General features: G+C 60.8%; 13 protein-coding genes. 11 read left to right on the top strand and 2 right to left on the bottom strand.

Annotated elements, in window-relative coordinates:
* Positions 1–6 precede the first annotated feature (6 nt).
* Entirely contained in the window at positions 7–2,034 is a 2,028-nt protein-coding gene (locus tag AC5QPF_RS12805) for a maltotransferase domain-containing protein (protein ID WP_494963563.1), read from the bottom strand.
* 135 nt (positions 2,035–2,169) lie between these two features.
* On the opposite strand from AC5QPF_RS12805, the gene AC5QPF_RS12800 reads away from it, so the two are divergent.
* From AC5QPF_RS12800 to AC5QPF_RS12775, 6 genes are all read left to right on the top strand, one after another.
* Complete coding sequence (locus AC5QPF_RS12800) at positions 2,170–2,331, top strand: hypothetical protein (protein WP_494963562.1); 162 nt, start codon at positions 2,170–2,172, stop codon at positions 2,329–2,331.
* A 299-nt stretch (positions 2,332–2,630) separates the two neighbouring features.
* Entirely contained in the window at positions 2,631–3,653 is a 1,023-nt protein-coding gene (locus tag AC5QPF_RS12795) for an XdhC family protein (RefSeq protein WP_494963561.1), read from the top strand.
* 171 nt (positions 3,654–3,824) lie between these two features.
* On the top strand, positions 3,825–4,421 hold the full coding sequence (locus AC5QPF_RS12790; protein WP_494963560.1) for an ATPase: 597 nt from the start codon (positions 3,825–3,827) through the stop codon (positions 4,419–4,421).
* A gap of 61 nt (positions 4,422–4,482) precedes the next feature.
* Positions 4,483–4,653, top strand: coding sequence for a hypothetical protein (locus AC5QPF_RS12785; protein WP_494963559.1), 171 nt, complete (start codon positions 4,483–4,485; stop codon positions 4,651–4,653).
* Between the two features lie 65 nt (positions 4,654–4,718).
* The gene (locus AC5QPF_RS12780; protein ID WP_494963558.1) at positions 4,719–5,315 is read left to right on the top strand and encodes an NTP transferase domain-containing protein; all 597 of its coding nucleotides are present in this window, start codon (positions 4,719–4,721) and stop codon (positions 5,313–5,315) included.
* Between the two features lie 337 nt (positions 5,316–5,652).
* Positions 5,653–7,065, top strand: coding sequence for a hypothetical protein (locus tag AC5QPF_RS12775; RefSeq protein ID WP_494963557.1), 1,413 nt, complete (start codon positions 5,653–5,655; stop codon positions 7,063–7,065).
* Positions 7,066–7,342: 277 nt separating this feature from the next.
* Here the strand turns inward: AC5QPF_RS12775 and mrdA are convergent, their stop codons facing one another.
* Entirely contained in the window at positions 7,343–9,238 is a 1,896-nt protein-coding gene (mrdA, locus tag AC5QPF_RS12770) for a penicillin-binding protein 2 (RefSeq protein ID WP_494963556.1), read from the bottom strand.
* Positions 9,239–9,465: 227 nt separating this feature from the next.
* On the opposite strand from mrdA, the gene AC5QPF_RS12765 reads away from it, so the two are divergent.
* From AC5QPF_RS12765 to AC5QPF_RS12745, 5 genes are all read left to right on the top strand, one after another.
* Positions 9,466–9,978, top strand: a complete 513-nt coding sequence (locus AC5QPF_RS12765) for a hypothetical protein (protein ID WP_494963555.1) — start codon at positions 9,466–9,468, stop codon at positions 9,976–9,978.
* A 144-nt stretch (positions 9,979–10,122) separates the two neighbouring features.
* Positions 10,123–11,157 (top strand): SMEK domain-containing protein, encoded by a 1,035-nt coding sequence (locus AC5QPF_RS12760; RefSeq protein WP_494963554.1) that lies wholly within the window; start codon positions 10,123–10,125, stop codon positions 11,155–11,157.
* A 198-nt stretch (positions 11,158–11,355) separates the two neighbouring features.
* Positions 11,356–12,006, top strand: a complete 651-nt coding sequence (locus AC5QPF_RS12755; protein WP_494963553.1) for a cupin domain-containing protein — start codon at positions 11,356–11,358, stop codon at positions 12,004–12,006.
* 129 nt (positions 12,007–12,135) lie between these two features.
* The gene (locus AC5QPF_RS12750; protein ID WP_494963552.1) at positions 12,136–13,503 is read left to right on the top strand and encodes a TackOD1 domain-containing metal-binding protein; all 1,368 of its coding nucleotides are present in this window, start codon (positions 12,136–12,138) and stop codon (positions 13,501–13,503) included.
* Complete coding sequence (locus AC5QPF_RS12745; RefSeq protein WP_494963551.1) at positions 13,503–14,831, top strand: glycosyltransferase; 1,329 nt, start codon at positions 13,503–13,505, stop codon at positions 14,829–14,831. Before AC5QPF_RS12750 ends, AC5QPF_RS12745 begins: the two co-directional genes overlap by 1 nt.
* Positions 14,832–14,835 lie beyond the last annotated feature (4 nt).

Below are 14,835 nucleotides of genomic sequence, written 5' to 3'. Positions count from 1 at the left end.
ATGTCCTTATTCCGCCTTGTCCAGGCGCCAGATGCCGAACGGCAACTGCGCCGGATCAATGCGCATCCACTGGGTCTTGCCATACCACTCCCAGCGGTGACCGTTCATCAGGTCCTCGCCGCGGGTGACGGCGTTGTCATCCAGGCCCAGTTCCCACAGCGGCAACTCGAAGTGCGCCTCCTGGACGTTGTGCGGATCAAGGCTGACCGCTACCAGCACGTAGCTTCCACCGTCCGGATTGCGCTTGCCGAAGTAGACGATGCTGTCGTTCCAGGCATTGAAGAACTGCACGCCCAGGTGACTCTGCAGCGCAGGTTGCTGACGGCGGATGCGGTTGAGCTGGGCGATCTCGGCAATGATGTTGCCAGGCTGGTTGAAGTCCCGCGGGCGAATCTCGTACTTCTCCGAATCCAGGTATTCCTCCTTGCCCGGAATGGGCGCCGATTCGCACAGTTCGAAGCCCGAATACATGCCCCACAGGCCCGAGCCCATGGTTGCCAGTGCGGCGCGGATAAGAAAACCCGCGCGGCCGGAGTGGTGCAGGAAGTACGGGTTGATGTCCGGCGTGTTGACGAAGAAGTTCGGCCGGTAGCACAGCGACCACGGCGGCTGGTTGAGGGTCTCGAAGTACTCCTGGATCTCCGCCTTGCTGTTGCGCCAGGTGAAGTAGGTGTAGCTCTGGCTGTAGCCGACCTTGCCCAGGCGGGCCATCATCGCCGGTTTGGTGAAGGCCTCGGCGAGAAACACCACCTCGGGGTGCTGCGCGCGGACATCGGCGATCAGCCATTGCCAGAACGGCAGCGGTTTGGTGTGCGGGTTGTCGACACGGAACTGCTTGACCCCCTCTGCCACCCAACCCAGCACGATGTCGCGCAGGGCCAGCCACAGGGCGGGCACGGCGTCGGGGGCGTAAAAGTCGACGTTGACGATGTCCTGATACTTCTTCGGCGGGTTTTCCGCATAGCGGATGCTGCCGTCCGGACGCCAGGAGAACCAGCCAGGGTGCTCGCCGAGCCAAGGGTGGTCCTGGGAGCACTGGATGGCGAAGTCGAGGGCGATTTCCAGACCCTGCTCGGCGGCGGCGGCCACCAGGCGACGGAAGTCCTCGCGACTGCCCAGTTGCGGATGGATCGCATCGTGGCCCCCGTCCGGGCTGCCGATGGCGTACGGGCTGCCCGGATCGTCCGGACCGGCCTGAAGCGCATTGTTGCGGCCCTTGCGGAACTTGCTGCCAATGGGGTGGATCGGCGGGAAATAGAGGACGTCGAAGCCCATGTCGCGGATCATTGGCAAGCGAGCATGGACATCATTGAACGTACCGTGGCGACGGGAATCATCGGTGACCGAACGGGGAAACAACTCGTACCAGCTGGCGAACGCGGCACGCTCACGCTCCACGTCCAAGGGGAATTCAGGGCTGCGGCTGAGGTAGCCGCGGGGATCGGCCTGGGCCATCAGTGCACGGGTATCCTGAGCCAGCAAAAGCTCGACCTGTGCCGCAGCCGGCAGACCCTTGCGCAGCCGCTTTACCAGCGTCGCCAAATGATCGCGTAGTGAATTGCCGCTGCGCTCGGCACCGTGCTCCAGATGCAGGCGCCCCTCCTCCAGTTCCAGGGCAATGTCCACGCCGGCAGTGAATTTCTTCTCCAGATCGTGGCAATAAGTGGCGTACGCGTCGATCCAGGCTTCGATCAGGAACAGGTGGCGACCCATTTCGCCGAGGGTGAAACCGGCCTCCCAGCGATCGTTGCCCAGGACGTGCATCGGCTGGCTGTGCCAGAGCCGGCTGCCGGCCTTGCGCCAGTTGAGGGTGACGGCCAGTACATCGTGCCCATCGGCGTACACCTTGCTGCCGACGGTCACGGTCTTGCCCACCTCGGTCTTCACCGCGTACAGCCCGGCGTCGATCACCGGGGTTGTGTCCTCAATCACCACCCGCGGCAGCAACAACGCCTGGGACAGGCTCAGCGGCGCGTCTGCGGGAGTGTCGCCAGCGGCCATGCGCTCGGTTTCGAAAGGCTCGTTGCGGGTCATCGATCATCGCTCCGTTACGACGTGGCGGTAAGGATTCAGAGCAATGGCCGGCGCGGGGGTTCAATAAAAAATGAGCGAAGTCGGAGTGCCGGGGTCCAACCCAGGTGTGTCGTGTTGAACGCGAGGAAACGCCCGATGAGCATCCCTGTCCCGGCGGAAACGCCCGATCCGAATATCGACGACCCGAACCTGCCACCACCGGTACCCCGGGACGAACCCGAAGGCGTGCCGGTCAAGCCGACGGTGCCACCCACAGTAGGGGACCCGCCGAGCGAAGAACCGCCGGTGAAAGGTTGAGAGTAGACGGGTTGCCGGAACCTGGAATGATTATTCCCGGCCGGCAGAAGCACCTGTCTATTTTCAAACCATTCCCTCAGACAGGGTCTTACCAGCGATACCGCGCAGCGATGTCGCTCTGGTAAGACCCGCTTTTCAGACATCGATGCCAACGAAGCAGGCAATCATGTCCAAGCTTTCTTACACTCAAGCGTCAGAGCGCTCTGAGTTGTCGCTGGCTTGTGATTTCGAGTTGGCCACTCCTTGGGGGTGCCTTGGCTCCCACGCAACAACGCAAATCCGATAGAGGATCCGCCCCCATGGAAAGCATCGACCTTCTGGTCCTGCGCACCCTTCATGACTGGCTCAGCAGCGGCCGCCGCGCCCTGCTCGCCACCGTAGTGAGCACCTGGGGTTCCTCGCCGCGCCCGGTGGGCTCGATGATGGCCTTGCGCGACGATGGTCGGGTGATCGGTAGTGTCTCCGGGGGCTGCATCGAAGACGACCTGATCCACCGCTACACCACCGCCTACCGGGGTCCCGGCCTGCCCAGCGACACCCCGCGCCTGGTGTGCTACGGCATCGATGCCAACGAAGCCCACCGTTTCGGCCTTCCTTGCGGCGGCACGCTGGAATTGGTGCTCGAGTTCGCTCCAGCGGCGGACAGCCTTGGCGAACTGCTGCGTCGCCTGGACAACGGCCATCTGGTGCGCCGCCACCTCGATATCGCCAGCGGCCGGGTCACGCTGGAAACAACGGGCGCACCAGAGCGTTTCAGCTGCGACCCGACCAGCATGACCAATACCCTGGGTCCCGGTTACCGCATGCTGCTGATCGGCGCCGGCGCGCTGGCCGAATACCTCGCCACCATGGCCGTGTTCAACGGTTTCAAGGTCAGCGTCTGCGACCCGCGCCCTGAGTACATGGACGCCTGGAAGGTCGAGGGCGTAGAGCGGCTGGTCGGCATGCCGGACGATGTGGTCCGCACCTTCGTGCCGGATGTGCGCACCTGCATCATCGCTGTCAGCCACGACCCCAGGCTGGACGACCTGGCGTTGCTTGAGGCCCTGCACAGCCCGGCGTTCTACATCGGCGCCATTGGCTCGCGGCGCAACAGCCAGAGCCGGCGGGAGCGCCTGATCGAGCATTTTGGCGAGACCGAGGCATCGCTGAAACGCTTGCACGGGCCGATCGGGATCTATATTGGCAGCAAGACGCCGGCGGAGATTGCGGTGAGCGTGATGGCGCAGGTGCTCGCAGAGAAAAATGCCGTGGTGCTGCCTCGGACGTTGTCAGTGGTCGATGCGAAGCAGGAGCTCGACGGATTGGCACAGGTCGGATGAGCCCAACCCCGTGGGAGCGCGCCTGCTCGCGCCCACAATGTCACCCGCAAATCTGCCTGCCAGAACCACCTATCGATCCCATCGATACCCACCATCGTTGCCATCAAGTTCCCCAAGCCAGGCGGCGCGAAGAAGATAGCGCCATTCCCCACCTCGCCAAGGAACCCAATCATGAAAACCGGCATGCTCGCCGCCCTGCTCGCGCTATTGGCCTCCCTCACCGGATGCGCCACCCCAGGCACCCCGGCGCAATCAGACGATCATTTCTACGCCGCCACCGAACTCTCCCGCGTGCCCCTGGACCGCGGCCAGCAAGTTGCCGTCCTGCTGGGCCGCAACGCCGCCGCAACCCTCGACTACCTGCAGCGCCACCGCGACCAGGCGACCCAGGGCGCATCACGCACCACCCCGGTCGCCACCCTCGGCGGTACACAAGCCTACACCTGGCTGGCCCGTTCGCTGTCCCAAGAATTCGCCGAAGTCACCTTCTACGACGACCTCGACACCCTGCTCGCCGATCACCCCGATGTGATCGTCCTGCTCGATGCCCAAAGCCAGTTGGCCAATGCCGGTAGCGAAGCGATCCAGGCCCGGGTGGTAGCACGCTTCTTCGACAACCAACTGACCTATATCGGCCAGGCCCAAGGCAGCGCACGCAAGGACATTGGCAGCACCGACCTGGTCCACCAGCTCGACGAGGAACCGGCGGTGCAGGCTGATGCCCTGCGCCAGTTCGATAAGTCCTTGAAAAACCTCCTGCGGGGCTAGGCTACCCGACCAGGCTGAGGCAATATCCTGTTACAGGATTACTACACCGCTGGGAGCCACCATGTTCACCTTCCCTCGCCTCGCCCTGCTGCTTCTGGTCGTCGGCATGCTGCTGGGCGAAATAGTCTTGGCCAGCATCGGCCTGGTGGGCGTCTGCACCGCCGCCGTGTTGGCTGACATGAGCCAGGACCCACCGGCACCAGAGCCGACCGCTACGGATTTCATCGCCTGACCGACATCGGCGTGCGCTCACGGTCGTTATGCTTGTCTTCTCGAGTACGAGTGGGAAATTGCGAAATGCCTATGAGAGAAATGACCGGGGCCTGTGTCGCACTGGTGCTTGCGGCTGGACGGGGTCGGCGGTTTGGCAGCGACAAAAGGGCGGCCGTGCTGCCGTCCGGACAGCGGATGCTGACGCAGACACTGGAACGGGCGTTGGCGGCTTTCTCCGAGGTATGGGTGGTGTTACGGGTCGGGGATGATCCGGTCGCGCTCGGAGTGGATGAGCGGGTGACAGTGGTCAGGGCTGAGCGAGCGGATGAGGGGATGGGATGCAGCCTGGCGGCGGGAATGCTCGCCCTGGAGGGTACAGGCTTCGAGGCGGTCGCGGTGATGTTGGGGGACATGCCCTGGATTGAGGTCGGGACGCTGGAAAGGCTGAAGAATCTCGCCCATCAAACACGGATCGTGGTGCCGGCGTTCGAGGGGCGACAAGGGCATCCGGTTGTATTTGGACGGGGTTTCTGGGAGCACTTGCAAGCACTGGACGGGGATCAGGGAGGAAAGCGCATCTTGACGACACACGCAGAAGATTGCTTGACGATAGCCGTTGAAGATCGAGGCGTCGTTGGAGACCTCGATACGCCAATACAAGAACGCCACTACGAATCCTGAAAGGAATGCGGTGCCAACCTGTGCGATTGTGTAACGCAACCCGATTGAGGGGTAATAAGGCGGTGCATATAACTACAAAACCATAGAAAACTCCGTCTTTCTTGTAGGTAATTTCCCAAGCACGCTTTCGATCCGTATAAATCGTTGCGCACCTGGACATCACTGCCTACTCTCCGGCGGTCGCTACATAACAGCGATCCGGCCTGGTCACCTGAGCCAACACGCACAAGCGCTCGATCTGATCGTGCAGCCACTTGAAGGCTGACATTGCTGAATCCGTACAGTCGCCGCCATCGCTTGATCACTTTCCACTTCTCCGCCAGGAAGGAGAGTACTCGTGAACAGTATCAAAATAGGTTTCCCGCTTGGTACATCCGTTACCAGCCAGGACATCTTCAATGAATGCCTGAACTGGATACTTGACTCGCCCTATACATCCTTCGCTCAGGAAAACTTCTCCAACCTTGCCCTGACCGCTGATTTCAGCCTCGAATCGAGCCATGAACTGATCGAGTACTCCTACGCAAGCTCCGAAGACCTGACAATCGCCTCGCTTCGATATCACAAACTTTCGAACCCACTTCGATGGATTACTGAAATAACAACGCGGAAAGACTCCAGATCATTCTGGATTTACATACATGCAAGCGTCGTGACCACCTCGGCCTCGGTCAACCCGCCAGGGATAAAAAAGCCGGTCCTTGCCATCAGGATTCTCGACAGGTTCCAGGCAGGCAGTGATGGAGACTTTCCGGTTACGCATTCCCCCTTCACACTCAGCGACACGGCAAACGGAAGACTGATCGCCAAGGGCATAATCAATGGCGAAACAACCAACAACCTGCCTGTCGTCTATATCAGTGCCAATCCGTCCAACCGCCACATGGTGATCCCCGCAAGACTGGCTCGAAAGCTGTGCGGAATGGCGCACGTGGTTGTCGAACCCAGCAGGACCTTCTCTCACGACATCCGGCCAGACGTACTGTCGAGAAACGTCCATGGCGGCGCGTGTGGCATCTATTGGCCCAATGGGCGTGGTGTTTCACTGTTCAAGCGAGGCTCGAGTGAAATAAAGGACTTCGAGGACGCGATCTTCACTCGTGTTGCCCAGGCCTTGTCACTGTCGATCCTGCCAGTCAAATGCAATTGGGAAGAAGTCATTCAAACCAAGAATCGAATAGCCCTGAAAAAAATAAAGCAGGAAGGTGACATCGCGACAACGGCAAACCAGCTGGTTCAACTCTACGAAGCAGAGATCAGGGAAAAGGACGAATATATCCGCCATCTGCGGCAAGACATCGAACGCATGGGCTCGGCAATCAAAAAGGTTGAGCAGAAAACCCCGATCCAGGGCAGCCTGACGTTGAACACCGGCGAGGAGGACGACTATTTCCAGGACGAAATACTCTCCACGGTCGTCATGGCCCTGAGCGATCATTTGAAAAAAAACACCCGGGCGAACTCGAGAAAAGCGCACATCATTTCATCGATCATCGACAACAACCCGTACTCCGAACTACGCCAGACACAGGCCCAGAAAATCAAGGACAACTTGCGCGGTTATAGAGAGATGAACAAGAAAATCAAGAAAGCCCTCGAGGACATCGGCTTCAGCCTTAGCAGTGAAGGCAGACACTGGAAAATAACCTACCAGGACGACGAGCGTTATACCTACACCCTGCCAAAGACAGGCAGTGATTATCGCGGTGGTCTCAATGCAGCAGCGGATATCAGCAATATAGTGTTCTAGCTGGCATCGTCAACTTTGTGAATTCCGCCGATCAGTTCTGACCCGCTCTCGACCCGTCCAACTAATCGTGAATGAGAGGGCATGGTGTCGCATATGGCGACAGAACCTTCGCAGACCGCAACGGCATCTACCCGCCGCTCTTCGCCGTGTGCGAAGGCGCCTCACCGGGAGATGCCCTGGTGCATCTGCCGACATCGCTGAAGTCCGGCTATGAAACCAACTGCTTCGCAGGGCCGCAGGTGCGGCCCGTTTGTTTTTCCCAGGTTGTATCAAGCCATCAAACATGCCCCGGATTCACCGGTTTGGTCGAAGGCACCGCATACTGCGCCTTCAAATGCCCGTCCTGATCCAGTAACCACGCATCCAGCACCTGCCGTACCACCGGCCCCGCCACCTTGCCGCCGGCCTCGCCATTCTCGATCATCACCGCCACCGCGATCCGCGGATTCTCCGCCGGCGCAAAGCCGACGAACAACGCGTTATCCCGGTTCCGCTCCGCCGTGCGATTACGGTTGTAGCGCTCGCCCTGGCGAATCGCGACCACCTGCGCCGTCCCGCTCTTACCGGCAATCCGGTACTGCGCCCCCACTGCCGAGGCCCGGGCGATACCGCGGGGATCGTGCAGCACCGCCTGCATCCCTCGGTTGACCTGCTCCCAGGCCCCCGGATCGCGCAATTTGATATCCGGCAACGGATGCTCATCCACCGGCGCCTGATCACCCACCAACATCGCCAGGTGCGGTCGATGCCACACGCCTTTGCTGGCAATCAGCGACGTAGCCTCGGCCAACTGCAACGGCGTGACCTGCATGTAGCCCTGGCCAATCCCCAGGATCAACGTCTCACCCGGGAACCACGGCTGGCGCCGCGTCGCCCGCTTCCACTGCTCGGACGGCATCAGCCCCGGCGCTTCGTCGCTCATGTCCAGCGAGACTTTCTGCCCCAGGCCGAAACGGCTGAGGTAGTCGTGCATGCGTTCGATGCCCAGGCGGTGGGCCACTTCATAGAAGTACACGTCGTTGGAACGCATCAGCCCCGCGTACAGGTCCACCCAGCCATCGCCGCTGCGGTTCCAGTTGCGGTACTTGTGGTCATAGTTGGGCAACTGGTAGTAGCCGGGGTCGAAAATCCGCGTGCCGGCGTTGATCACGTCGGCATCCAGGCCGGCGATGGCCACCTCCGGCTTGATGGTCGAGCCCGGGGCATACAGCCCGCGCAGCACGCGGTTGAACAGCGGCCGGTCGATGGAGTCGCGCAGCGCGGTGTATTCCTTGTAGCTGATGCCGGTGACGAACAGGTTCGGGTCGTAGCCGGGCTCGCTGACCATCGCCAGCACCTCGCCCGTGCGCGGGTCAAGGGCGACGATGGCGCCGCGGCGGCCGTCCAGAGCCTTTTCCGCAGCGCGCTGGAGGTTGATATCCAGGCTCAGGGTGATGTCCTTGCCGGCCACCGGGTCGGTATGGCGCAGCACGCGCATCACCCGGCCCTGGGCGTTGGTCTCCACTTCTTCGAAACCGACGTGGCCGTGCAGTTGTGCTTCGTAGAAATGCTCGACACCGGTCTTGCCCACCGACTGGGTACCGCGGTATTCGGTCTGGTCGAGGGTCTTGGCTTCCTTCTCGTTGATCCGCCCGACATAGCCCAGGGAGTGGGCGAACAGTTCGCCGTAGGGGTACTCGCGGACGAACTGTGCTTCGACATCCAGCCCCGGCAGCAGGTACTGGTTCACCGCGATCTCGGCGATCTGCTCTTCGCTGAGGGCGTACATCAGCGTCACCGGCTCGAACGCATGCCGCGAACGCTTGAGGTCCTTGTCGAAATCGTGGCGCTGCTCGGTGGACAGGTGCAGCACGTTGCACAGGGTATCGAGCACCTGTGCGGTGTTGCCGGCGCGCTCGCGGGTCAGGGTCAGGTTGAAGCTGGGACGGTTGTCGGCCAGTACCACGCCGTTGCGGTCGCGGATCTGCCCGCGCTCGGGCGGAATGGGCAGGACGTGGACGCGGTTGTTTTCCGAGACGGTGGAGTTGTAGTCGTACTCGACCACCTGCAGGAAATACAGGCGCGCGACCAGGGCACAGGCCGCGGCCAGGACCAGCGCCCCGCAGGCCAGCAGCCGGCGATTGACCAGCCGGCCTTCCTTTTCGTGGTCCTTGAGGGGGATCGGGTTGGGCACGCTTGACGCCTCGCGACAAGCCCGGAAGACCGGGCAAAGCCGGGCATGGTAGTCAAGGTTGACAGGTGGCTCAACCCGAGCTGCCGAGTGGGCAGCATGAGTCCCCCCTCTCTGTTGACCCTACGCACTAAGCCAGACTCAACCAACCAACCTCGTGTAGCACTCGTAGAAAGAGTGATGGCACAATGCCTCACCCCATCAAATCCGTCGTTCAAGGAGGTTCGGCAATGCGTTTTACCCTGCCCTTCATGTTTGCGTTCATGGCAACCGCCGCCCAGGCAGACCCCACCGTTTTCGGCCTCACGCTGGGCAAGACCACGCAGCAGCAGTTCCTTGCCCAATACCCTGCCAAGGAGGTCGGCGAGAGTCTTTACAGCGGGGGTCCGATCTATAACGTCGATCCCGCGAACATCGATTTCGACGGGTTGCAGAAGGTAAGTGTGATCTTCGACGACAAAGGCACGCTGGTTTATGTCTCCGCACAGTTTCCCAAAGGAAAGTTCGACTACCTCAACCAGGCACTAAGCAAGAAGTACAAGCAGGTGAGCAAGCAGATTCCGCTCGTCGGCAACAAGCACGCGACCTACAAGGATGGCAATTCGAAGATTTTCCTGGAGGCACCGCACATGTCCTTTGAGACGGACATGACCTATCTGACCAACGCATTCGACAAGGCATACACTGACGCACGACGCGAGAGTAACAAGCAGAAGAAGAGCAAGGAGGAATCCCAGCTCTGAACCGCTTTTTTATCCCTGTATCGAGATCACTTTATGAGAATGCTCGATTTTATTTTCTGGCTGCACTGCCGCCCTTGGTCTGAATTAAGATCCGAATGACACGCACCGGCCATTTGACCACCACCCACTATTCAGACAAGAGTTATGCAATCCAAACGCCTGCAATATATGAACGAGCTTATGCACGCCCTTGGTAGCTACGCAAGCCAGGTGCAACTTTCGGCAAAGGAAGGTCTCACTGACTCAGCAAAAGATGCCGAGAACACACTTATTGACATCGTCAACCTTGCCTACGGCTCAAAATTTATCAATTTGAACTCGCAGAAAATTGACCACCCGGGAATTGATTGGATCGAAACTCAGTACCGGACAGGACTTCAGGTAACCGTAACCGAAGACGAGTCGAAGATAAGTGACAGCATCGACACGTTGATTCGACACAATGTAGAAACATCCAAAGAAATATGGTTTTTAGTAATTACAACAAGCCGGCATGGCGGACACAGAAAGCACGGAAAATATAGAGCCCAAACCATCACTATCAACGATGTACTCCGGCAGATATCTGCGCTTCCTGACGACGCCTTCTTCTTAACCGTTGAAAAAGCCAAAGAAAAACTTTCAGGCTGGTTCAATCACAATCGTCCGATGCGCTTAGAGGTAAACCTGCCAAAGCTTATTTCCAAATCACCCACCGAATTTATCAACCACCACAACCTATGGTCACATTTTGATGAAGTTAAAGACGTCTCTCCTGCAACCATAAAAAAACTTAATAACTTCATTGAAAGCTACACAGCTCTCCCCCCACCCGCCAGAGAAGCCATCACAAAAATAGTGCACTATGCACCCATCCAAGAGAACTTGATGAAGCCACTAAAAGTCGAGCTCACCGAGTTTTACTATCATTTAAGCAACGCAGAACGAGACGAGCTCGAAGACCTGCTTCTAATCATTGAAAAAAACTCTCACGGACACTTGCAGGCCAGCAACTCAAGAGTTGCCGACGATGGATTAACACTCAACCACGATCACCATATCGAGCTCACATGGATGTCATGCGAACCAGATATGAACATCTATACGGCACTAAAAAGTTTCTACTTGACAAGGTACAACGCAGCCAAGCTACTTAAAGCCTTCCAGGAAGCTGATTTTACTGACTTGGAAGAGTCCTGATCATACCGATACTGGAGGCCGCACTTCTTGGAAGCAAGATCAAGCCCGTTGTTCTTGCGGCAGTCGAGACTGCTTACTACCTCAACCCGGACCGCCGAGCGGACGGACAAGGACTGCATCGCCGCCGCGCAGAAATCCTTGTTCGCCACGCCGCTGCGCCAGGCCGATAATGCCGGCGTCCCTGCGCAGGAAATCGCCATGTCCACCTTGAACGAACACCTCAACGCCGACCTCGACCAACCCGCGATCATGCATGGCGCCACCCTGCCCTGGCTGGCCAGCCCGTTGGCTGGGGTCGAACGGCGACCGCTGTATCGCCTGGGTGGCGAACAGGCGCGGGCGACGTCGCTGGTACGCTATGCGCCGGGAAGCCACTTCAGTCCCCACCAGCATGGGCTCGGGGAAGAATTCGTGGTGCTGGAGGGCGTATTCGAGGATGAGCATGGCCGCTATCCGGCCGGGAGTTATGTGCGCAATCCACCGGGGAGCGAGCATGCGCCGGGGTCCGTGGAGGGGTGCATGATCTTCGTGCGGTTGCGGCAGTTTCATCCGCAGGATGAGCAGCAGGTGGTAAGGGAAATGCCGGCTCGTGGGGATGCGTTGCTGTTCGAGAATGCGTTCGAGCGGGTCTGGGTCAGGGATTTTCCTCCGGGTGCGGACGTGGTGATCGCAAATGCACAGGGATTGGAGATTCTGGTCCTGGCCGGTGAGCTGGAAATCGCCGACGTCCGCGTGGAGAGGCTGGGCTGGATGCGCTTGCCCCGAGAACGTGACCTGCTCGGTCGGGCCGGACCTCAAGGGATTCGGATCTGGATCAAGGAGGCGGCATTCGATCCTGGCACTGCCTGAATGAGTTTGCAGGGCCCCTGTGGGAGCCCCGGAAATTTGTACATGAAACTTGTACAACCCAAATTCTTGTAGAACTTTTCCTACAAACCTTCGGTCGGACCTGACAGGCTATGAAACCTGGAAAGCTCGATGACCGATACGACCCTGCGCATTGCTGCGATCGGCCCCGGCCACTCAACCCTCCCTTCCACTTTTCACCGTTTCGACCAGCTCGACGCCCTGTTCGCCCAGGCGCCGTTCGATGTGCTGGTGCTGGTCGGCAACCCGGAGCAGAACGCCGACCACGCACGACGACTGCGCCGCCATCCGGCCTACGCCCTGCGCCTGGTCTACTGCGCCAGCGACCATCCGCTGCATGAGGCCCTGACCGATGGTGCCCTGCCCGCCGATCCCGGGCAAGCGTTCGAGCAATGGCGCGAACGCATGGCCCTGTTCAACCGCGGCCGCGCCCCGGAAGGGCCGGAGGCGCATGTGCTCGCCTACCTGTGGCTGCGTGCCCCCGGCAGGCTCAAGGCCCTGCGCAGTCCGCAGTCCCCGGCGCTCTACCACTACCCGCTGATCGATGCCTTCGGCGACGACCATCTCAACGGCCATGCCCTGGTGCAGAGCCTGGTGCAGCGCAACCTGCTGGACAACAGCGCGCTGGTGGACCGCATCCGCCTGTGCCGCAGCTGCGGCAGCGGGCACCTGAACTACGTGGATGTGTGCGTGGAATGCAGCTCGCTGGAGATCGTCCGCGAACCCTCACTGCACTGCTTCACCTGCGGCCATGTGGGCGCCCAGGCCGAGTACCTCAAGGACGGCGTGCTGGTGTGTCCCAACTGCCTGACCCGCCTGCGCCATATCGGCACCGACTACGACCGGCCGCTGGAAAACTACAAGTGCAAGGCGTGCACGGCGTTCTTCGTCGATGCGGATATCCAGGCCCGTTGCCTGGACTGCGGCGAGCAGCACAAGCCCGACGAACTGCTGGTGCGGCAGATCCACGACCACCATCTCTCCGAAACCGGCCTGCTCACCGCGCGGCAAGGCCTGGAGCGGGATTTCGACCAGTATTTCGGCGGCCTGTCGCTGGTCGGGGTGAATGCCTTCAAGACCCTGCTGGACTGGCAGCTGGAACTGATCGCGCGCCACAGCGCACCGACGTTCGCCCTGCTCGGCGTGCGCTTCAGGAACCTCGGCACCGCCCTGGACCGCCTCGGCCCACAGCGCGGGCATGCGCTGCTGGATACCCTGATCGAACGCATCCAGGTGGCCATCCGCGACACCGACCGTTGCACCCGCACCAGCGAGGAACAGCTCTGGCTGTTGCTGATGTGCACCGACCAGGTCGGCCTGCAGCGGGTCACCGAACGCCTCAACCGGATCAGCGAGCTGTTCGTCGGCCAGGACCTGCAAGACATCGTGCTCACCACCAGCGGCTGCGTGGCCCCGGCCGACCTGGTCGAGAAGGAAGACGCCGAGCTGCTGATGGCGCGCCTGGCGGGGGCACTCTGATGGACGCCCTGCTCGCCCACTTCGACGCCTGGCTCGCCGAGATCCAGGGACCGGACGGCCACTGGCGCCTGTTCCTCATGGTCTTTCCCTACTTCCTGCTGCTGGAGGTGCCGCTCAACCTGCTGGTGCTGCTCGGCACCCTGCGCTGGTTCGTTCGCGAACACACGGCGGTGCCGCGCCATGAGGCCTGGTACCCGCGGGTGTCGTGCATCATCACCTGCTACAGCGAGGGCAAGGACGTCGAGCTGACCCTGCGCAGCCTCGCCGAGCAGACCTACCCCGGGATGATCGAGATCATTCCGATCGTCGACGGTGCCAGCGCCAACCAGGCCACCACCGAGGCGGTGCGACGCTTCAAGGCCGAACACCGGCTGCCCGGCAACCGCCTGCTGCGGCCCCTCGCCAAGTGGCAGCGCGGTGGGCGGGTGTCGTCGCTGAACAGCGGGCTGGCCTTCAGCAGCGGCGAGATCCTGATCAACGTCGATGGCGACACCTCCTTCGACAACGACATGGTCGTGCGCATGGTCCGCCATTTCCGCGACCCGAGCGTGCCGGCAGTGGCCGGCAGCCTGCGGGTGCGCAATGCGCGGCAGTCGTGGGTGGCGCGGGTGCAGGCGCTGGAGTACCTGCTGTCGATCCAGATGTGCAAGATCGGCCTGGCCGAGTGGAACCTGGTCAACAACGTGTCCGGGGCCTTCGGCGCGTTCCGCCGCAGTTTCCTCGAACAGATCGGCGGCTGGGACACCCATACCGCCGAAGACCTGGACCTGACCCTGCGCATCAAGAGCTACTTCCGCCGCTACCGCTTGCGCATCCCCTTCGAGCCCCGCGCCATCGGCCATACCGACGCCCCGGCGACCCTGCGCGGCTTCCTCGACCAGCGCCTGCGCTGGGACGGCGACCTGCTGTTCGTCTACCTGCGCAAGCACCGCCATGCCTTCAACCCGGGGCTGCTTGGCTGGCCGAACTTCCTCATGCTGCTGGTCAGCGGGCTGTTCTTCCAGTTGGTGCTGCCGTTCATCATCCTCGGCTACAGCCTGGTGGCGCTGTTCATCCTGCCGCCGATGGCCTTCCTGTTCTATTCGCTGCTGATCTACACCCTGTACCTGGCCCTCAGCGGCCTGCTGTACCTGGGGCTGATGCTGATGGTCAGCGAGCGTCCGCGGGAGGACCTCAGGCTGGCCTGGGTGCTGCCCTTCTACCCCTTGGCGATGTATGCCCTGCGCTGCTGGAGCGTGGTCGCCATTCTCAATGAAACCCTGCGGCGCGGGCACGAGGAATCGAGCATGGCGCCCTGGTGGGTACTCAAGCGGGCCAATCGGTTCTAAGGCA

It is taken from the genome of Pseudomonas sp. Con_6 (assembly GCF_059379395.1).
Note: the sequence above shows the minus strand (reverse complement) of the source record. Positions and strands in the feature narration are given on the sequence as shown.

Coding starts and splice junctions, on each gene's coding strand:
- AC5QPF_RS12805 (WP_494963563.1), bottom strand. CDS start 2,034: ATGACCCGCAACGAGCCTTTCGAAACCGAGCGCATGGCCGCTGGCGAC.
- AC5QPF_RS12800 (WP_494963562.1), top strand. CDS start 2,170: ATGAGCATCCCTGTCCCGGCGGAAACGCCCGATCCGAATATCGACGAC.
- AC5QPF_RS12795 (WP_494963561.1), top strand. CDS start 2,631: ATGGAAAGCATCGACCTTCTGGTCCTGCGCACCCTTCATGACTGGCTC.
- AC5QPF_RS12790 (WP_494963560.1), top strand. CDS start 3,825: ATGAAAACCGGCATGCTCGCCGCCCTGCTCGCGCTATTGGCCTCCCTC.
- AC5QPF_RS12785 (WP_494963559.1), top strand. CDS start 4,483: ATGTTCACCTTCCCTCGCCTCGCCCTGCTGCTTCTGGTCGTCGGCATG.
- AC5QPF_RS12780 (WP_494963558.1), top strand. CDS start 4,719: ATGCCTATGAGAGAAATGACCGGGGCCTGTGTCGCACTGGTGCTTGCG.
- AC5QPF_RS12765 (WP_494963555.1), top strand. CDS start 9,466: ATGCGTTTTACCCTGCCCTTCATGTTTGCGTTCATGGCAACCGCCGCC.
- AC5QPF_RS12760 (WP_494963554.1), top strand. CDS start 10,123: ATGCAATCCAAACGCCTGCAATATATGAACGAGCTTATGCACGCCCTT.
- AC5QPF_RS12755 (WP_494963553.1), top strand. CDS start 11,356: ATGTCCACCTTGAACGAACACCTCAACGCCGACCTCGACCAACCCGCG.
- AC5QPF_RS12750 (WP_494963552.1), top strand. CDS start 12,136: ATGACCGATACGACCCTGCGCATTGCTGCGATCGGCCCCGGCCACTCA.
- AC5QPF_RS12745 (WP_494963551.1), top strand. CDS start 13,503: ATGGACGCCCTGCTCGCCCACTTCGACGCCTGGCTCGCCGAGATCCAG.